This window comes from Candidatus Sulfotelmatobacter sp. (assembly GCA_035504415.1).
Taxonomy (GTDB): domain Bacteria; phylum Vulcanimicrobiota; class Vulcanimicrobiia; order Vulcanimicrobiales; family Vulcanimicrobiaceae; genus Vulcanimicrobium.
The window spans coordinates 1-17,317 of the sequence record DATJRY010000007.1 but is presented as its reverse complement, the minus strand read 5'-3'; the positions used below and the strand labels follow the sequence as shown (position 1 = coordinate 17,317).

Sequence of the window (17,317 nt, the reverse complement as noted above, 5' to 3'; positions counted from 1 at the left end):
CGCTACGGACGGTAAACGAGGCCGACCGAGGCGACGGGCGTGATCACGCGCGTGCGCAGTTGGCCGCTGAGCACGCTCAGGTCGGCACGGAACGCCGGATCGGCGGCCAGCGGACCGGTGGCATTCGCGGTGGCGAAACCGTTGCGCAGCAGCAAGCCCCCGTCGACCGTCAGCGCGAGCCCGCGGATCAACCCGGTCCCGGTCCCCACGCCCAGATAGACGCCGGGTCGGCTGAAGGAGACCCGTGAGGTCAAGTTGCCGATCCCGCTGACGGGATAGACGTCGTTGCCGACCTGCGCGGTCGGCGCGCCCAAGCGCGCGACGTTGTCGACCTCGTCGCTGCCGAAGGTCAAGCCGCCGCTGATCCGCCAGCGTCCGCCGTAGGGGCGGAAGTCGCCCAGCACCGCGACGTTGCGGAACCGTGAGGTCGTGGTGAACCCCGTGTTCGTGTAGGTCGTCTGCTGCGAGGTGCTCAGCCAGTTGGTCTCGACGCGCAGGCTGAAGTCGTACAGAAACGGCTTCTCGAGCGTGATCCCGTCGCCGATCGTGCTGAGGTGGACGCCGACCGAGACGGGCGAGAACGCGTCCGCCCGTGCCGCCGACGGCAGCACGGCGCAGGCCCAGGCGAACGCGAGCGCGGCGGCGGCCAGGCGTCTCATTGCGGGGCGACTTCGACGACCTGTGCGCGCTCTCCGGGCGGCAGCGCATCGCGTAGTGCGACGAAGCGAGCGTCGATCTCGGCCAGCGGGACGAGCACGAAGGCGCGCTCGGCCAGCCGCGGGTGCGGGATGACCAGGTCGGGCGCGTCGACCGCGAGCTCGCCGTAGGTCAGGATGTCGAGGTCCAGCACGCGCGGGCCCCACCGATACGTCCGCACCCGGCCGGCTTCGGCTTCGATCCGCTGGAGGGCCGCCAACAGATCGTGCGGCGCGAGCGCCGTGTCGACCAGCGCGGCGGCGTTGACGAACGGCGGCTGATCGGTCACACCCCAGGGAGCGCTGTGATAGAGCGCCGAGCGCGCGACGACCTGACCGACGTCCGCCAACCGCCCGAGCGCCGCGCGTACGATCGCGAGCGAATCGCCGAGGTTGGAGCCGAGTCCGATCGCGGCGCGGGAAGTCGTCACCGCGCGGCGTGCAGGGTGACGGCCGGCGTCGCGCCCGCGAGCAGACCCGGCTTGGCCAACGTCACGCGAGCGCGGACGATGCGAGGATCGCGCAGCAGCGCGGTCAGGATCGCCTCGCCGAGGCGTTCGAGCAGCGCGAAGCGCTCGCGCGCGACGATGCCGACCACCAGCGCCTGGACGTCCGCGTAGCTGACCGTGTCGCCGAGCGCGTCGCTCGCCCGCGCCGCGCGCAGATCGAGCTCGAAGGCGAGCTCGACGTCGATCGGCTGCGCGACGTCCTGCTCGCCGGGGTTCGCGCCGTGGCGGCCCCACGCGCGAATGCCGCGCAGCTCGATCGTGTCGAGGCTCACGGCAGCTTCTCGGTCCAGCCCTCGGGCCGCCAACCGCGCACGATCGCGTCGGCGACGCGCACCGCGTCGCGTTGGCCGCCGACGTCGTGGACGCGCACGACGTCGACGCCGGCCGCGATCGCGAGCGCGACCGTCGCGGCCGTGCCGAACTCGCGCGCGTCGACCGCGCGACCGGTCAGCTTGCCGATGGTCGACTTGCGCGAGGTACCGATCAGCGTCGGGAACCCCAGCCCGACCAGCCGCGGCAGCGCGCGCAGCACGGCGAGATTGTGTTCGGGCAGCTTGCCGAAGCCGATCCCGGGGTCGAGGATCACGTGCTCGGGGGGCAGGCCCGCGCGCACGCACCGCGTCGCGGCCGCCTCGAGGAAGGCCAGCACCTCGTCGACGACGTCGCGCTCGTAGACCGCGACGGCTTTGTTGTGCATGACCACGATCGGGGCACCGTGCTCGGCCGCCGCCTCGACCAGCGCCGGCGGCGCGCCCCAGATCGAGTTGAGCACGTCGCCGCCGGCCGCGCTCGCGTCACGGAAGACGTCGGCTTTGAAGGTGTCGACGGAGACGATCGCGTCCGGCGCCGCGGCGCGGATCGCCGCCAACGCGGGCAGCAAGCGCGCGCGCTCCACCCGCTCGTCGATGGGACGGTGTCCGGGCCGCGTCGACTCGGCCCCGACGTCGAGGATGTCGGCGCCCTCGGCCAGCGCACCCAGCCCCCGTTCGGCCGCGGCGGCGGGATCGGGGTCCCCGTCACCCGAGAACGAGTCGGGCGAGACGTTGAGGATCGCCATGACGTAGGTGCGCGCGCCCCACGGCAAGACGCGTCCGCGCACGCGCAGCGCGCCGCGCGCGGACTCGGCGGTGAGCCTAGACATTGGAGAGGACGTTGGCGACCCACCAGCTGCGCAGCGTCGCGACGACGAACGTCGAGCCGGTGACGACGATGACGTCGTCGGCCTCGGCGTTGCGCCGCGCCACCGCGAACGCCTCGACCGGGTCGGCGATCGCGCGCCCCCATGCGCCCAGCTCGTCGGCCATCGAGGCCAAGCGCTGCGGCCGCGACGCGTGCCGGCCGGGGACCGAGAAGCTGGTGAAGATGAACGATCCGCCCAGCTCGACGAACGGGCGGATCACCTCGATGGCGTCCTTCGACTCGCCGATCGCGATGACGAAGGTGAAGCGGCGGTCGGGAAACGTCCGCGTCAGCGCGTGCGCCAGCCCGGCGGCTTTGTCGGCGTTGTGCGCGATGTCGAAGACGACGCCCGGATGCGAGGGGAAGAACTCCATCCGGCCCGGGATGACGGTGCGCGAGAGGCCGGCCTCGATCGCCTCGCGCGAGGGCCGGAGCGACGGCGGGAGGTGCTCGAGGGCGCGCACCGCGGTCGCGGCGTTGCGCTGCTGGAAGTCGCCCAGCACCGGCAGCGCGATCTCGTAGCGATCGACCGGCGTCGTCAGCGCGAACGACTGTCCGTAGCGCTCGTCGCCGCGCGCCTCGACGACGACCGAGTCGGCGACCGAGACGAAGGGCGCGCCGACCTGCACGCAGATGCGCTCGATCTGCTCGCGGGCGGGCCCGCGCGCGACGTCGCTGATCAGCGGGATGCCGGGCTTGGCGATCCCGGCCTTGTCGCGAGCGATCTCTTCGAGCGTCGAGCCGAGGATCTCGACGTGGTCGAGCCCGACGTTGGTGATGATCGAGACCTGCGGCGTGAGCACGTTGGTACCGTCGAGGCGGCCGCCGACGCCGGCTTCGATCACCGCCACGTCGACCTCTTGGCGCGCAAACCACAGAAACGCCAGCGCCAGCAGCATCTCGTAGTAGCTCGGGCTGCCGTGCTCGTAGGCGATGCGCATCGCCGCGTCGCGCAGCTCGCCGACCAGATCGCCGAACGCTTCTTCCGAGATCGCGACGCCGTCGATGCGCGCGCGCTCGGTCACGCTCTCCAGGTGCGGCTTGGTGTGCAAGCCGGTGCGCTTGCCCGAAGCCTGCAGAGCGGCGGCCAGCATCGTCGAGGTCGAGCCCTTGCCGCTGGTCCCGGCGACGTGCACGGTCGGATAGCGGTCCTGCGGATCGCCCAGTTCCGCCAAGAACGCGCGGAAACGCTCGAGCCGGTTCGGCATCCGGCCCGACGCGTTCTCGTTGATCAGCCCCAGCAGATAGGACTGCGCCGCCTGGAAGGTCACTCTGCGTGCAACCCGGTCGGATGACGGTCGGCTTCGTCGCCGGCGAGCAGGTCGAGCGCGTGCGGGAGCGCCGGCAGAATCGCCGCCAGCGTCTCGCGCACCGCCTTCGGGCTGCCCGGCAGGTTGACGATCAGCGAACGGTTGCGCACCCCGGCCAGCGCGCGCGAGAGCATCGCGCCCGGCGTGACCTGCAGCGAGCGCGCGCGCATCGCCTCGCCGATCCCGGGCACCTCGTAGTCGAGCACGGCGGCGGTCGCTTGCGGCGTGCGATCGCGCGGCCCCACGCCGGTGCCGCCCGAGGTGAGGACGAGCCGCGTCGGCCCGTCGCACAGCTCGATCAGCGCCGCTTGCAGCGCGGCCGCGTCGTCCGGCATGACGCGCTCGTCGTCGATGCGCAGCGGCGTGTCGGCCAACGCCTCGCGCACGACCGGCAAGCACGCGTCGGGACGCGTGCCGGCCGCGGCGCGGTCGGAGAGCACGATCACGGCGACCGGGTGTTCGCGCTCGCTCACGCGCGCCACGTCCCCGACTTGCCGCCGCTCTTCTCCAGCAACCGCACCCCTTGGATCGTGATGCCCTTGTCGACGGCCTTGCACATGTCGTAGATCGTCAGCGCGGCGACGCTGGCCGCGACCATCGCTTCCATCTCGACGCCGGTGGGCCCGACGGTGGCGGCGCGCGTCTCGATGCGCAGCGTCGTCGCGTCGTCCCACGCGAACGACACGTCGACGGCGCCGATCGCGAGCGGATGCGCGAGCGGGATCAGCTCGTCGGTGCGTTTGGCCGCCATGATCCCCGCCAGCTGCGCCGCCGCGAACGCGTCGCCTTTCGCCAACGTCGCGCTGCGCAGCGCGTTCGCCGCGTCCGCCGACATCGACACCAGCGCCACGGCGCGCGCCGCACGCTCCGTCGCCGGCTTCGCCCCGACGTCCACCATCGTGAGCGACCCGTCCGCCCGCACGTGCGAGAGCTGTTTGCTCACAAGAAGTCCAGGCCGTTGGGTTGGACGGTGAGGTCGTTCTCGGCCAGCCAGGCGTCGTCGTACAGGCGCGAGCGGTAGCGGTCGCCGCCGTCGCACAGAACCGTCACGACGCGGCTCCCGGCCGGCAGCGTGCGCGCGTAGCGCGCGGCGGCGGCGACGTTCAGCGCCGCCGAGCCGCCGACGAACAGGCCTTCCTCGCGCAGGAGCCAGTGCGCCATCGCGACCATCGTGCGGTCGTCGACGCGCACCGCGTCGTCGACCGGCGCGCCGTCGAAGTTCGCCACCAGCCGTTTGATGCCGATCCCCTCGGCGACCGAGTCACCCTCGCTGGCCAGCTGCCCCGTCTTCACGTACGCGTAGAGCGACGAACCGTACGGATCGGCGAGCACGGTGCGGATCGACGGATCGGCGGCTTTGAGGGCGCGGCTCACGCCCGCGATCGTACCGCCCGTTCCCGCGGCGGCGACGAACGCGTCGAGCCGGCCGCCGGTCTGGGCGAGGATCTCGGGGCCGGTGGTGCGCTCGTGCGCGTCGCGGTTGGCGGTGTTCTCGAACTGGTTGGCCCACACCGCGCCCGGCGTCGACTCCGCGATCCGGCGCGCGACGTGATAGTAGTTCTGCTCGTTCGCGAACGGCACGGCCTCGACGACGTGCAGCTCGGCGCCGAACGTGCGCAGCAGTCCGTACTTCTCGGGCGCCTGATCGTCGGGCATGACGATGATCGTGCGGTAGCCGCGTGCGTTGCCCACCAACGCAAGCCCGATCCCGGTATTCCCCGCGGTCCCCTCGACGACGACGCCGCCGGGACGCAGCGCGCCGCGCGCTTCGAAGTCGCTGATGATCCCGAGCGCGGCGCGGTCTTTGACCGAACCGCCGGGATTGAGGAACTCCGCCTTGCCCAGGACGGTGCGGCCCAGCGCCGCCGAAAGCTTCGGGATCGCGATCAGCGGCGTTCGGCCGATCGTGCCCACGAAGCCCTCGCGAATCCCGGGATCGCTCGCAGGTGAGGGTTTCAGCACGGTGCGGTGAACGTGGAACGACAAGGATGACGGTTCCTGTTCCAGCGACGGTCCGTTCGCGATGACCACTGCCACTGACGGCGTGCTCGGCCTTTACAGCGCCGTCGGCGACGCATTGGCCGGACGCCCGCTGGGATTCGGGCTGCGGCGCGCGTCACTGGCGTCGCGCTTCGCGGCGCACCGCGGCGTCGACACCGACGGCGTGGCGGCCGCTTGGGTCGCCGGCGCGCTGGCCGACGTCGGCCTGCTCGGGGTGGTCGTCCCGCCCGAGGCCAGCGAACGGCTGCGGGGCCTCGCCGAGGCCGACGCACCGCTGTTGGGCGCGCGCTTCGTCGACAGCATCCCCGGCCTGCCTGCCCGCGCGGCCGATACGATCCGCTGGCACCGCGAGTACGACGACGGAACCGGCATCCCCGACGGCCTGCGCTGGGACGGCGTCCCCACCGAGGCGGCGGCGCTCGGCATCGCCCACGCCTTCCTGGACGCGATCGAGGACCCGCGCGAGCCGCGCCAGCCGGCCGAGGCACTCTACGCGATCATCGGCGAGAGCGGCCGCCGCTTCCGCGTCGAGTTGGTTCGCCAATTCCGCGAGTACATCGGCGCGCGGGTGGACTGGAGCGAGCCGCTGCTGCCCGAGCTGGCCCCGCTCGAGGAGGGGCTGCTGCTCGAGGAGCTGTGCGTGCGGCTGGACGCCCGCGACTCGCGCACGCGCGGTCGCAGCGAGCGCCGCGCCCAGCTGGCGCAGACGCTGGCGCAGCGGCTCGACCTGGACGTGAGCCAGGCGGTCCGCACGGCGCGGCTGCTCTCGCTCGGCCGGGCGGCGGCGGACGCCGGCCACGACGATTTCGACCCGCTCTCGCGCTTCGCGCGCGAGCACCGCATCCTCGAGGCGAAGCGCGCCGCGGCGATCGCCGCCGCGGCGCCCGGCTACGCCGACGACGCGGCCCACCTGGCGTCCTCGGCCGCCTGGTACGAAGACGGCGGCGTCGAGCCGCTGGCCGGCATCCTGGGGCTCGCTATCGCGGTCGAGTCGCTGCCGCCGATCGACGCCCCCCGCCGCATCGCCGCCGCCTCCGGGACGCAGTTCCACCCCGCCGTCGCGCGCGCGTATCTGGCCTTTCTGGGAGCACCGACGTGATCGATCTCCCCGCTCGCACCCGACGCGTCTCCGGGAGCCGACTGCTCGACCTGTGCCAGTCGCGCGGCATCCGCAGCCTGATCGACCCCTTCATGGGGATGCCGATGCACCTCAACGCGCTCAAGCGCCACGGCATCGCGGTCCACGGCGGCGATCTGCTCGAGTGGTTCGTGCGCGCCGGCGAAGGACTGGTCGTCAACGACTTCACGATTTTGCGCGACAGCGAAGTCGCCGAAGTCGTCGAGATGCTGCCGGGGCGCATCTACCCGACCGAGCTCTTCCGCGCGTGGGACGGCGTCTTCTTCAGCGAGGACCAGTGCCGGTATCTGGGCGTGTGGCACGCCAACGTGCACGGCCTGCGCAGCGACGGCCAAACCGGCCTGGCCGTCGTCGGCCTGTGGCACGTGCTCTGTCACTGGCTGCTCAAGTCGAAGTATCCCGACGATCTCGTCGACGTGCCGCCCAGCGAGCTGGCCTGGCACTACATCCGCGAGACCGAACGCTGGGTGGTCGAGAACGGCAAGCGCAACACCGTGCGGCGAGGCGACTTCCACGCCACGCTCGGCGCGGTGCGCACGGACGCGGTCTACTTCGCGCCGCCCGGACGCAGCGGCGCCAAGCGCATCGACGCGCGCGTGTGGATGTGGGAAGCCTGGTGGCAGGGCGATCCGTACCTGAACGTCGAGCGGCTCTACCGCGATACCGTCTTCGGCGGCAAGGTCAACGACGACGCCAGCTACGATCGCGCCGTCGGCGAAGTGCTGATCGCGGCCGAGAGCGCGCCGTTCGTGATCGTGCAGGCGCACGCGCGCGAAGCGCAGCGCTTCGAACGCATCGTCGCCGCGCACCGCCCCAACGTCGAAGTCGTCTCGCCCGACGAGGACGAGATCTACATCATCGGCTCGCGTTAACGAGCCGCGCTCGCGGTCTGGAAGCGGTACCAGACCAGGCACAGCAGCGCCAGCACGAAGGCCAGGATGCCGTGCTTGACGTGGTGCGGCAAGACGATGCCGGTCCAGTACAGGACGGCGACGACCAGGAAGATGACGGCCAGGATCAGAGCGATCTGCTTCATGCGATGACTTTCGTGGTGAAGAGGACGAGCGCGAGCGCGCCGGCGAGGATACAGTACCAGGCGAACGGCGCGAGATCGTTGTGGCGGAACCAGCGCGTCAGGAAGGCCACCGACGCGTAGGCGGTCAGGCCGGCCAGAACCGCGCCCGCGACCGATTCGACGAGGACCGGCCGAGCCTCCGGCACCAACAGCTTGGGCAGCTCGAGGACGCTCGCCGCGAAGATCACCGGCGTCGCCAGCAAGAACGAGTAGCGCGCCGCGGCCGCGTGGCGCAGATCGCACAAGAGCCCGGCGACGATCGCCGAGCCCGAGCGCGAGATCCCCGGCAGCAACGCCAGCGACTGCGCCAGGCCGATTGCGACGCCGTCGCGCGGCGGGAGCCGGTCCAGCTCGCGGTAGGCGTGCCCGGCGGCACCGGCGTGCTGGCGGCGGCGAAGGGCCTCGCCGAGCAGCATCAGCAGCCCGTTGGCGATCAGGAAGCACGCCACCGGGATCGGCGAGGCGAACAAACGCTTGACGGCGGACTCGAACAGCACGCCCAGGACCGCGACCGGGATCGTCCCGGCGACCAGGAGCCAAGCGATCCGTTCGTTGGGATCGTCGCCGACGCGGCCGCGCACGATCGAGGCGACGAAGCCGCGCGCCAGCGCCACCCAATCGCCACGGTAGAAGACCAGCAAGGCGAGCGCGGTCCCCAGGTGCAGCGCGACGACGAACGCGAGAAACGCGTCGGAGCCCTCGTCGACCGGCCAGCGGAGCAGAGCCGGTACGAGTACCGTGTGGCCCAGACTGCTGATCGGGAAGAGCTCACTGACGCCCTGCAGCACCGCAAGGAGCATCGCTTGCACGAACGTCACGACCGCGTCCGTTCGCACGCAGGGGGAGCTTTCCCGCTCGCTCGTGAAGGCGCGGCGCGTGAGTGAAGCACGCTCGCACCGCCGGCTCAACGACGCTCCCCTCTTGGTCTCGTTTACGATCGGCGACGAGTTCGCCGCGGCTCATACCGAGACGTACGACCTCGGCTTGGGCGGCCTGGCGATGCTTTCCGACACGGAACTCCCGGCCGGACAGGAGTTACAGCTCGAGCTGGAGCTCCGCGGCGAGCCGCGCCCGCCGCTGCGCTTGCGCGGCGCCGTGCGCTGGTGCCGCTTCGATGCCGCGCTGGGCAAGTACCGAACCGGCGTCGAGTTCACCGATCGCACCGACGCGCAGGACCAAGACCTGCTCGGCTACATCGACACGATGTACAAACTCCGCGACCTCGGCGTCCTGTAGAAAGCAAACAGGGTCCGCAACGGACCCCGTTCGTCGACGTATGCGGCTCGCGGCCGCAGGCCGCGAACGCGACAGCTTGGGCGCTCGTCAAGAGCGCCCAAGCCTCTATTGGCTGTCGAAGGTGACGCTGAAGAGGTAGTCGGCGGCGACCGGCTTGCAGTCTTTGACGTCGGTTTGGAACGTCGACTGGCGGGCCGCGCTGAGCGCCGCGTTGTTGAGCAGCGCGCTGGGCGAGCTGTAGACCTTGACGCTGGTGACGCGGCTGTGGTCGTCGAGCGAGACCTGCACCTGCACGGTGCCGGAGATGCCCTGCTGCGCCGCGATCGGCGGCATGTCGGGCTCGACCGCGCGAATCGTCGTCGCGGCCACGTTGGGGTGCGCGCACGCCAGCGGCGTCGGCGTGGGGACCGGCGTCGGGGTCGGCGGCGGGGGCGCGGGCGTGGCCGCCGGCGCGTTGACCGGCGCCGCGGTGCCTTGGCCCTGCGGGATGCCTTGGGTGTTCCCCGTCGTGTACTTGTTGGCGGCCTCGCTCGGACCGCCGCTGTGCGACTCGGTCTTGAGCGTGTTGATCTTGATCCTGGGCTGCTGCGGCGCGGGCGTCTGCGGCACCGGCGTCACCTTGGGCGGCGGCGTCGGTTTGGGCGTCGGCGTCGGCTTGGGCGTCGGCGGCGGCGTCGGCGGCGGCGTGGGAACGCGCACGACCGTCACCTTTTGCGGCGCTTCTTCTTCCGTCTGCGTGTTGTGGAACTGAATGAACGGCCCGATCAACAGATGCAGGATGACCGAGATGACGAACCCGTAGGCCAAGAAGTTCTTGGCCCGGTCTGCCGTCGAAGGCGGCGGCGTAGGCTTGGGGGGAGTCGGTGTCGTCGCCATTTAGCCGCCCGATTGTCCTTGCGGCGTTCCTTGCACGTGGTTGGCAAGGCCGAAGGTATCCAGGTGGGCCGACTTCGCGGCGTCCATGACGCGCAGGATCGTGCCGAAACTGGCGTGCGGGTCCGCCTTGATGATGACCGTCTTCAGACCGCTGCCCGTCGCCTTGACCAGTTCCGCGAACTGCTCTTTGGCCTGCATCTCGTCGACGATGTTGGAGCCGATCTGGACGTGGTTCTTGTCGTCGACCAGCACGACGATCTGCGACGGATGGACCTTCTCTTTGTTATAGGCGTCGGGGAGCTTCGGCTCTTTGACGACCGAGGCGAGGATGATGAAGATGATGAGCAAGACCAACAGCACGTCCGTGAACGGCGTGATGTTGATCGTCGACATCACTTCTTCTTCGCCTTGTCCGGTGGAAACGGCCACGTGAGCGGGGTTCCTTCTGCGGGACTACGAGGTGACGAAGCCGACGTCGTTCAGACCGGCGATCTTCGCGGCGTCGAGGATGCGGATGATGGTGCCGTACGGCGCCTTCACGTCGGCGGTCAGCGAGACGTGCTTGTTGCCCTTGGCCTTCTCGACGGCTTGCATGTCGCCGTAGATGTGTACGTCGTCCGACTTCTTGCCATCGACGAAGATCGTGCCCTTCTCGTTGACCAGCACCTCGATGTCGTCAGACTTCTTGGCCTGATGCGTCGGGGGGCTGTTGTCGCTGTTGGGCAGCTGCTTCTCGAAGCCGGGCGGCGCGACCAGGGCGGCCAGGATCATGAAGATGATGAGCAGGACCAGCAGCACGTCCGTGAACGGCGTGATGTTGATCTCGGCCATCACCTGATCGTCCTGTTGGGAGGAGACCATGCTCATGAGTCGAGTCCTTCGGTCCGGAGGTTCAGCCTAGACCCTACTTCGCCGGCTGGTACAGGTCGGTCGGGATCGCCGCACCGGTGTTGTGGAAGTGCAGCATCTCGGCGAGCTGGTTCGAGGCGACGATCATCTCCTGGTTGTACGCCTTGATCCGCGTCTTGAAGTAGTTGAAGAACACCACCGAGACGACGGCGACGAACAGACCGGCGGCGGTCGTGATCAGCGCTTCCGAGACGCCCGCCGCGACGACGGCCGGGGTCGAGTTGCCCTTGAGGGCGATGTCTTGGAAGGCGCGGATGATACCGAGCACGGTACCGAACAGACCGACGAACGGCGCGATGACGGCGATCGTACCGATGACGCCGAGGTTGCGCTCGAGCGAGTTCAGGTTCTCCATCAGCGCGATCGACAGCGCGTCGGTGATGTCGGCGCGGTTCTTCTCACCGCGCTGCAAGCCGAACTCGAGGATCTTCGGGAGCATGCCCTTGTTCTGCTTGCAGATCTTGATCGCGCCCGACAGGTCGTCGGCGGCGATTCTCTGGCCGATCTGCTTGAGCAGGCCCTTCGAGTCCGAGTGCTGGCTCGCGAAGAAGAGCAGCCGCTCGATCACGATCGCGACTGCGACCACCGAGAGCAAGAGCAGCACCCACATCGCGAAGCCGCCCGCGACGATGAAGTTGAAGAATTCTGAGAAATTCACGAGGTCCGCTAACGCCTCCGAGACGTCGAGGGGTGATTGCCGGTCATCGAATCCGGTGGGGCCGCTGCCGGAGCAATAAGAAAGACGGCGGGGCGTCGCTCCCGGCGCGGGTACGGAGAATTGGCGGTCCCGGCGCGCATTCCTACTAGTGTCCGATCTTCTTCAAGGCCGTGTCGATCTTGGCCGCCAGCGAGGCGTCGGTTCCCACGTTTGCCTTGGCCTTCTGAAGATACGTCGTGGCAGAGGCCGTGTCGCCCGCGTTCGCCGCCAACACGCCGGCCGTGTAGTTGGCGCCCGCATCGCTCGGAGCGGCCGCGACGGCCTTCTGCGCCTCGACGAAGGCCTTCTTGAAGTCGTCCTTCGTCTTGGCTGCATTACCCAGCACGCTGGCGGCGCCGACGTAGTACGCCGCGGCGTGCGCGGTGTCGAGCTGGGCGGCCTTCTCGTAGTCGTCGACCGCTGCGGCGACGTTGCCGGCTTGCGACGCCTCGTTGGCCGCGGCGGCGTAGTGATTGATCAGGATCGTGACGACCTGGGTGTTGCCGGGGTCGCGTTGGCGCAGCTGCTGCGCGAGCGCCACCCCTTTGTCGACCTGGCCGCCCGCCAGATAGACCTGCACCAGCGCGGTGTCGATCGTGTTCACCGTCGCGGGCGGCGTCTGCGCGTTCTCGAGCGACTTCGCCTTCTCGAGGTCGGCGATCGCATCGGCGTACTTCTTCTCGTACGTCTCGGCGGTGCCGCGGTAGAAGTACGGCACCGGGTTTTGCGGCTGCAGCGCGGCGGCGTGTCCCGCATCGGCGACGGCCGCGTCGTACTGCTTGTCTTTGATCGCAGCGTCGCTGGCGCCGGCGTACGAGTTGTATGCGACGGCGACGAAGGTCGGCGGCACGGTGCCGGCTTGATCGAAGGCCGCCGCCGCGTCGGTGAAGTCGTTGAGGTAGAAGTTGGCCGCGCCCAGCAGCGTCTCGGCTTGGCGATCGCCGGCGTGCGTGTTGAGATAGGCCTGCAAGTCCGACTTCGCCTTGGCGTAGTTGGCGCTCCCCATCTCCGCGTTGATGCTCGTCATCTCGCCGCTGGTCGCGGTCTTGTTGATCGCCTCTTCGCCGGAGACGTCGAGCGCGACCGACTTGCCGTTGAACGTCAGCACGTAGGTGTAGAACGCGTCACTTGGTTTTCCGTCGCGCGTCGCGGCGCGGTAGCTCGCCGATTTGGCGATCTCGGTCGCGGCGGCGTTGTCGCCGGGATTCGAGGATTTGATGATTTGGACGTTGCCGACGGAGCCGTTCTTGTGAACGAACACCTTCACTTCGACCTTGCCCGACCCGGCGATCGCACTCGACGCCGTTCCTTGCTTGACGATCTTGGGCGGAACGTAGAACGTCGCGGTCTGCGCGAGCGCGCTGAGCGGACTGGCCGCGAGCGCCGTCGCGAACACGGCCAAGGCGAGCGGGCATGACGTACGGAGCATCCTACCTCGTGAGTTGCTGGAGCATCGCGTCGCCGGCAGGGCGATCGGCGGAGCGGGTCCGCGAGCGGGCGAGCGCCGGCGCGACGCGCAGGGGTGACCGCAGGCGATTGGCCCGCTTCGCGTCCGCCACCTTTTTCCGCGTCAGGCCCGTTCCGAATCGCCGGGGCTGACCAAGTCGGGGCGCAACACGACCGCTCCCTCGAGGTAGACGTGCACGATCTCGTCCTGGCGCAGCTCGGTATTGACGTGCACCATGACCCGAATGCAGCGCTGCAGCCGGCCGGGGACGCCGATCTCGGTGAAGTTGAGCAGCGGCACCAGCGTCCAGCCCATCCGGCGCGCCGCCGCGGCCGGAAACTCGGAGACCAAGTCCGGCGTGACCGTGAACAGCGCCGAACCGACGTCCTCGGGGACGAACCGGTTGCGGTCGACGATCGTGCGCAACAAGCGCTCGGTCGCGTCGAGGATGAGCGCGGGCTCGTCCCGCGCGACCGTCGTCGCCCCGCGAATCCCGCGCAGCATCATCGGCGCTCAGGTCCGGGCCGGCGTCGCGTCCGTATGTGCATCCGCCACGATGCGACGCAGCGCCGCGAGCTCCCGCTCGCTGAGCGGGCGGACCCCGCCGACCGGCAGCGCGCCCAGCGCGATCGGCCCGAAGCGCAGCCGCGTGAGCGCGAGCACCGGATGTCCGAGGGTCTCGAACATGCGCCGCACTTGACGGTTGCGGCCCTCGTGCAGCGTGAGGTCGACCAGCGAGACGTCACGGCGCACGGCGACCACGCGCACCTGGGCCGGCGCGGCGCGGCCCTCCTCGAGCCGCACGCCCTGCAAGACCTTCTCGACGTCGCCCGGCTCGAGCCGGCCGCGTACCGTCGCGCGGTACGTCTTCTCGACGCCGAACCGCGGATGGGTCAGGACGTGCGCGAGCGCGCCGTCGTCGGTGACCAACAGGACGCCGCTGGTGTCGTAGTCGAGCCGGCCGACCGGAACGACGCGGGCGGTCACCCCGGCGCCGCGCACCAGCTCGGCGATCGTGCGCCGGCCTTCGGGGTCGCGCAACGTCGTGACGACGCCGACCGGCTTGTGCACGACGCGGTAGGTGCGCGTCTCGCTGACGCGCACCGGCTTGCCGTCGACCTCGACCCGCGCGTCCTCGCCGACCTGCGTGCCGAGCTCGCGCACGAGCGCGCCGTCGACGCGCACGCGGCCGGCCACGATCAGCTCTTCCGCGCGGCGGCGCGACGCGATGCCGGCCGCCGCGAGGAACTTCTGGAGCCTCAGACCTTCTTCAGATCGAACGCGGTGATGAACTCGTCGTTCGTCTGCGTCCGAGCCAACGCCGCGTAGATCCGCTCCGAGGCTTCGACCGTCGGCACGCCGGCCAGCGCGCGGCGCAGATCGCCGATCTTGTGGCACGCGATCTCGCTGAGCAGCTGCTCTTCGTAGACGTTGCCGCTGCGCAGCAGGTCGATCGGCGGATAGGCCCGCGCTTCGGCCAGCTCGCGCGCCAGCACCAGCTCGGCGTTGGCGGCCGGCGCGAACTCGTCGATCAGCAGCGCGTCGAACGGCGAGCTGCCGTTCCCGATCGCGGCCAGCACGGTCAGCGAACCGCCGCCCTCGATCGCGCGCGCCGCGCCGAACAGGCGCTTGGGCCGGGTCAGGGCCGCGGCGTCGAGGTTGCCTTTGGAGTGCGCGCCGGCCGCGTACGCGCGGACCAGGCGTGTGAACGAGGAGATCAGCACGACGGCGTCGCCGCCGAGCTCCGCCAGCCGCTTGGCGCGCTCGAAGACGAGCTCGGCGGTCGTGACGTGGCTGTCCGGATGATCCTCGAACGTCGTCGCGACGACTTCGACGTCGAGCGAGCGTTGCAGGTGCGTGACCGCTTCGGGCCGTTCGTCGACCAACAGCACGATGACGTGCGCGTCGGGCGCGTTGGTGCCCAAGGCGCGCGCGATCCGCGCCAACAGCGCGCTCTCGTTCGTGCGCGGAGGCGCCAGCAGCAGCGCGCGCTGTCCCTTGCCGAGCGGTGCGAACAAATCGATGGCTCGCGTCGTCAGGTCGCCGCGCGTCTCGAGCGTGAAGCGGTGCTCCGGTGGCTCGGCGCCGAGCTGCTCGAACACCGGCCGGTTCTGGATCGCTTCGGGCGAACGGCCGTTGATCGTCTCGACCTTGACGATGCCGTAGTACTTCTCGTTCTCTTTGGGCCGGCGCACTTGGCCGGCGACCAGATCGCCGCGGCGCAGCTCGAAGCGGCGGATCTGCGACTGCGAGATGTAGATGTCGTCCGTGCCGACCAGATAGCCCTCGCGGCGCAAGAACCCGTAGCCTTCGGGCAGGACGTCGAGGACGCCGTTGGCCTTCTCCAGGCCGCTGCGCTGCGCTTGGATCTCGAGGATCTGCGCGACGAGGTCGTCCTTCTTGATCTTGGTCGGGTTCTCGATCTCGAAGGTCTTGGCCAGCTCGTTGAGCTCGGCTTTGCTCATCTCGGCGAGCTGCTCGGCGGAGAGCAGCGGCGGCCCGACGGGCTGCGGAAACTCGGGTTGGGTGAAGACGTCGCTCTGCGCCGGCGCGGGACCGCCGTCGTTGTAGCGCTGTCGATTGCGTCGCGAGCGACGGCGACGACCTCCGCCTTCGGGGCGGCCGTTGTTCTGGGGTCGGTTGTCGAACTGCAGCGAACTGCTCCCTCGGGGAGACGAGCGCTCCGCGGGACGGTGTCCTACCGGCGAGGCTGCCGGGGCTGCGCGTCGTCGCGAGGCGCGAGAGGAACGGGAAGGCCGACGCGATGCGGGACCGCGCGACGCTCGGAGTCTACCACACCCGACCTCATGGCGACAAGGCGCGCCGTCCACTGACGCTCGGGTTGCCGCGCGCGTAGAAGCGGAGCGGCCGGTCGGCACCGTGGGTCAAACCGATGCGAACGCTGGTCCCGATCTCGGGGCGCACGCCGTCGTCGTAGAGCCGCAACAGCGGGTCGTCCGCCAAGTCGACGCCGTCGAACTCGGGGCCGATCGCCATCGCCCGGCAGAGGTTGCCCGGCCCGCGCGCCAGATCGCGGTCGCGCAGGTCGGGCCGCCCGCGCAGCGCGCGCATGCGCGACACCCCCGCCACCGGCTCGGCGGCGCGGATCAGCGCGGCCGCCGCGATTCCGGGCGCTTCGGCCGTCACGTTGAGGCACCAGTTCACGCCGTAGATGAAGTAGACGTAGGCGTGCAGCGCGTCGCCGAACATCGTGCCGTTGCGCGCGGTTCGCCCGCGAAACGCGTGCGAGGCCGGATCGCCGGGCATGTACGCTTCGGTCTCGACGATCCGCCCGACCAGCGGCTCACCCTCGTAGACACGGACCAGCAGCAGGCCGATCAGCGCGCGCGAGAGCGCGATGATCTCCAGGGGCAGGTCGTCGCGACCCACCCGCCGGCCGAGGGCGAGCTCAGGCGGCGGCGGCGGGGCGCTGGGCGATGTCGGCGCGGGCGCGCGCTTCGAGCTCGTTCGTTTCAACCGGTTCCGCCCGTTCGACGCGCGCGAGCGCGAAGCCGTGCAGTGCGCAGCGTGCCTTGACGTACGCCATCGTCAGGGCGGGCGGGACGCTGGTTCGGGCGGCCAGGTCGTCGACGGTGCGCCCGTCGCCCAGCCGGATCCGCACGCGGGTGAAGCCGTTGGTCCGCAGGTAGCCGGCGACGGCGGTCAGCGCCGCGTAGCCGAACTCCCGCCCGTCGAGCGCGCCCAGCGGGACCGCCCCGAACGGCACCTTGGCGAGGGTCCGCCCGGTTCCGGTCGCGATCGTCGCGTAGGCGATCCCCCGGCCCGCCGGGGTCACGGCGTAGCCGACGGCGACGTCGGCGGAACGGTGGCGGATCTTCTGCTGCGTCATGGCTCGTGCGTTCATCCTATATCGAACATGTGTTCGAGTCAAGCTGCCCGCGCGCCGAGCACCTCCCGGTAGAGGGCGAGAATTCGCCGCGCGTGCATCCCGACGGTAAACCGCGAGAATGCCAAATGTACGGCACTCTGATCGCGTCCGCACGCGATCGCGGCCTGCAACGCCGCGGCGAAGGCGGCGGGGTCGGCGGCGGCGATCCGCCCGGCGCCGGCCAGCACGTCGCGCGAGGCCTCGCTGTCGGCGGCGACGACCGGGAGGCCGGCGGCGAGCGCTTCGGCGAGGACCAGACCCTGCGTCTCGGTCGTCGAGGGGAAGACGAAGGCGTCGGCCGAGGCGTAGACGTCGGGGAGCCGCTCGCGGGGCAGCGTCCCCGCGAAGCGGACGCG

Annotated in this window: 24 protein-coding genes; 3 read left to right on the top strand and 21 right to left on the bottom strand. The window is 70.3% G+C overall.

The genetic code is table 11. From position 1 onward, the window contains the following. Positions 1-2 precede the first annotated feature (2 nt). Genes VMD91_03290 through VMD91_03255 form a run of 8 tightly spaced genes read right to left on the bottom strand, consistent with a single transcriptional unit; the run spans position 3 to position 5,679 of the window. Positions 3-659 (bottom strand): hypothetical protein, encoded by a 657-nt coding sequence (locus VMD91_03290; protein HTW83078.1) that lies wholly within the window; start codon positions 657-659, stop codon positions 3-5. Further along, positions 656-1,126 (bottom strand): 2-amino-4-hydroxy-6-hydroxymethyldihydropteridine diphosphokinase, encoded by a 471-nt coding sequence (gene folK, locus VMD91_03285; GenBank protein HTW83077.1) that lies wholly within the window; start codon positions 1,124-1,126, stop codon positions 656-658. The genes VMD91_03290 and folK overlap by 4 nt, the downstream gene beginning before the upstream one ends. Then, positions 1,123-1,476, bottom strand: a complete 354-nt coding sequence (locus VMD91_03280; GenBank protein ID HTW83076.1) for a dihydroneopterin aldolase — start codon at positions 1,474-1,476, stop codon at positions 1,123-1,125. The genes folK and VMD91_03280 overlap by 4 nt, the downstream gene beginning before the upstream one ends. Next, entirely contained in the window at positions 1,473-2,345 is an 873-nt protein-coding gene (gene folP, locus VMD91_03275; GenBank protein ID HTW83075.1) for a dihydropteroate synthase, read from the bottom strand. The genes VMD91_03280 and folP overlap by 4 nt, the downstream gene beginning before the upstream one ends. Next, positions 2,338-3,654 (bottom strand): folylpolyglutamate synthase/dihydrofolate synthase family protein, encoded by a 1,317-nt coding sequence (locus tag VMD91_03270; GenBank protein ID HTW83074.1) that lies wholly within the window; start codon positions 3,652-3,654, stop codon positions 2,338-2,340. Before VMD91_03270 ends, folP begins: the two co-directional genes overlap by 8 nt. Beyond that, the gene (locus tag VMD91_03265; protein HTW83073.1) at positions 3,651-4,166 is read right to left on the bottom strand and encodes a MogA/MoaB family molybdenum cofactor biosynthesis protein; all 516 of its coding nucleotides are present in this window, start codon (positions 4,164-4,166) and stop codon (positions 3,651-3,653) included. The genes VMD91_03270 and VMD91_03265 overlap by 4 nt, the downstream gene beginning before the upstream one ends. Continuing rightward, positions 4,163-4,636, bottom strand: coding sequence for a cyclic pyranopterin monophosphate synthase MoaC (gene moaC, locus VMD91_03260; protein HTW83072.1), 474 nt, complete (start codon positions 4,634-4,636; stop codon positions 4,163-4,165). Before moaC ends, VMD91_03265 begins: the two co-directional genes overlap by 4 nt. Continuing rightward, positions 4,633-5,679, bottom strand: coding sequence for a cysteine synthase A (locus VMD91_03255; GenBank protein ID HTW83071.1), 1,047 nt, complete (start codon positions 5,677-5,679; stop codon positions 4,633-4,635). Before VMD91_03255 ends, moaC begins: the two co-directional genes overlap by 4 nt. A 37-nt stretch (positions 5,680-5,716) precedes the next feature. On the opposite strand from VMD91_03255, the gene VMD91_03250 reads away from it, so the two are divergent. Together VMD91_03250 and VMD91_03245 are read left to right on the top strand one after the other, a co-directional pair. Next, positions 5,717-6,793: an HD domain-containing phosphohydrolase gene (locus tag VMD91_03250; GenBank protein ID HTW83070.1), complete on the top strand. Its 1,077-nt coding sequence runs from the start codon at positions 5,717-5,719 to the stop codon at positions 6,791-6,793. Further along, on the top strand, positions 6,790-7,704 hold the full coding sequence (locus VMD91_03245) for a hypothetical protein (GenBank protein ID HTW83069.1): 915 nt from the start codon (positions 6,790-6,792) through the stop codon (positions 7,702-7,704). The genes VMD91_03250 and VMD91_03245 overlap by 4 nt, the downstream gene beginning before the upstream one ends. Here the strand turns inward: VMD91_03245 and VMD91_03240 are convergent. Together VMD91_03240 and VMD91_03235 are read right to left on the bottom strand one after the other, a co-directional pair. Then, the gene (locus tag VMD91_03240; GenBank protein HTW83068.1) at positions 7,701-7,868 is read right to left on the bottom strand and encodes a hypothetical protein; all 168 of its coding nucleotides are present in this window, start codon (positions 7,866-7,868) and stop codon (positions 7,701-7,703) included. The two genes, VMD91_03245 and VMD91_03240, sit on opposite strands and share 4 nt — an antisense overlap. After that, a complete protein-coding gene (locus VMD91_03235; GenBank protein HTW83067.1) occupies positions 7,865-8,743 on the bottom strand; it encodes an undecaprenyl-diphosphate phosphatase in 879 nt (292 codons plus the stop codon). Before VMD91_03235 ends, VMD91_03240 begins: the two co-directional genes overlap by 4 nt. Positions 8,744-8,783: 40 nt before the next feature. On the opposite strand from VMD91_03235, the gene VMD91_03230 reads away from it, so the two are divergent. Next, positions 8,784-9,143: a PilZ domain-containing protein gene (locus VMD91_03230; protein HTW83066.1), complete on the top strand. Its 360-nt coding sequence runs from the start codon at positions 8,784-8,786 to the stop codon at positions 9,141-9,143. Positions 9,144-9,248: 105 nt separating this feature from the next. Here VMD91_03230 and VMD91_03225 read toward each other — a convergent pair whose 3' ends face one another. The 11 genes from VMD91_03225 to VMD91_03175 all read right to left on the bottom strand — a co-directional run. Next, complete coding sequence (locus tag VMD91_03225; protein ID HTW83065.1) at positions 9,249-9,950, bottom strand: energy transducer TonB; 702 nt, start codon at positions 9,948-9,950, stop codon at positions 9,249-9,251. Between the two features lie 69 nt (positions 9,951-10,019). Beyond that, positions 10,020-10,448, bottom strand: a complete 429-nt coding sequence (locus VMD91_03220) for a biopolymer transporter ExbD (protein ID HTW83064.1) — start codon at positions 10,446-10,448, stop codon at positions 10,020-10,022. Between the two features lie 24 nt (positions 10,449-10,472). Beyond that, entirely contained in the window at positions 10,473-10,886 is a 414-nt protein-coding gene (locus tag VMD91_03215) for a biopolymer transporter ExbD (GenBank protein ID HTW83063.1), read from the bottom strand. A 37-nt stretch (positions 10,887-10,923) separates the two neighbouring features. Further along, positions 10,924-11,586: a MotA/TolQ/ExbB proton channel family protein gene (locus tag VMD91_03210; GenBank protein ID HTW83062.1), complete on the bottom strand. Its 663-nt coding sequence runs from the start codon at positions 11,584-11,586 to the stop codon at positions 10,924-10,926. Positions 11,587-11,731: 145 nt separating this feature from the next. Beyond that, on the bottom strand, positions 11,732-13,054 hold the full coding sequence (locus VMD91_03205; GenBank protein HTW83061.1) for a TonB family protein: 1,323 nt from the start codon (positions 13,052-13,054) through the stop codon (positions 11,732-11,734). A gap of 141 nt (positions 13,055-13,195) precedes the next feature. After that, the gene (aroH, locus tag VMD91_03200) at positions 13,196-13,576 is read right to left on the bottom strand and encodes a chorismate mutase (protein HTW83060.1); all 381 of its coding nucleotides are present in this window, start codon (positions 13,574-13,576) and stop codon (positions 13,196-13,198) included. Positions 13,577-13,585: 9 nt separating this feature from the next. Further along, positions 13,586-14,335, bottom strand: a complete 750-nt coding sequence (locus VMD91_03195; GenBank protein HTW83059.1) for a pseudouridine synthase — start codon at positions 14,333-14,335, stop codon at positions 13,586-13,588. Beyond that, positions 14,332-15,903 (bottom strand): transcription termination factor Rho, encoded by a 1,572-nt coding sequence (gene rho / locus VMD91_03190; GenBank protein HTW83058.1) that lies wholly within the window; start codon positions 15,901-15,903, stop codon positions 14,332-14,334. The genes VMD91_03195 and rho overlap by 4 nt, the downstream gene beginning before the upstream one ends. After that, positions 15,878-16,462, bottom strand: a complete 585-nt coding sequence (locus tag VMD91_03185) for a DNA-3-methyladenine glycosylase (GenBank protein ID HTW83057.1) — start codon at positions 16,460-16,462, stop codon at positions 15,878-15,880. The genes rho and VMD91_03185 overlap by 26 nt, the downstream gene beginning before the upstream one ends. Positions 16,463-16,481: 19 nt before the next feature. Beyond that, positions 16,482-16,922, bottom strand: a complete 441-nt coding sequence (locus VMD91_03180; protein ID HTW83056.1) for a hypothetical protein — start codon at positions 16,920-16,922, stop codon at positions 16,482-16,484. Between the two features lie 38 nt (positions 16,923-16,960). Next, positions 16,961-17,317: glycosyltransferase (locus VMD91_03175; protein ID HTW83055.1), on the bottom strand; the 357-nt coding region annotated here is incomplete at its 5' end.

What these genes read in the sequence shown, in the direction of transcription:
- VMD91_03290 (HTW83078.1), bottom strand. Translation starts at nt 659, where the DNA reads ATGAGACGCCTGGCCGCCGCCGCGCTCGCGTTCGCCTGGGCCTGCGCC.
- VMD91_03215 (HTW83063.1), bottom strand. Translation starts at nt 10,886, where the DNA reads ATGAGCATGGTCTCCTCCCAACAGGACGATCAGGTGATGGCCGAGATC.
- aroH (HTW83060.1), bottom strand. Translation starts at nt 13,576, where the DNA reads ATGCTGCGCGGGATTCGCGGGGCGACGACGGTCGCGCGGGACGAGCCC.
- VMD91_03180 (HTW83056.1), bottom strand. Translation starts at nt 16,922, where the DNA reads ATGACGCAGCAGAAGATCCGCCACCGTTCCGCCGACGTCGCCGTCGGC.
- VMD91_03240 (HTW83068.1), bottom strand. Translation starts at nt 7,868, where the DNA reads ATGAAGCAGATCGCTCTGATCCTGGCCGTCATCTTCCTGGTCGTCGCC.
- folP (HTW83075.1), bottom strand. Translation starts at nt 2,345, where the DNA reads ATGTCTAGGCTCACCGCCGAGTCCGCGCGCGGCGCGCTGCGCGTGCGC.
- VMD91_03250 (HTW83070.1), top strand. Translation starts at nt 5,717, where the DNA reads ATGACCACTGCCACTGACGGCGTGCTCGGCCTTTACAGCGCCGTCGGC.
- VMD91_03205 (HTW83061.1), bottom strand. Translation starts at nt 13,054, where the DNA reads ATGCTCCGTACGTCATGCCCGCTCGCCTTGGCCGTGTTCGCGACGGCG.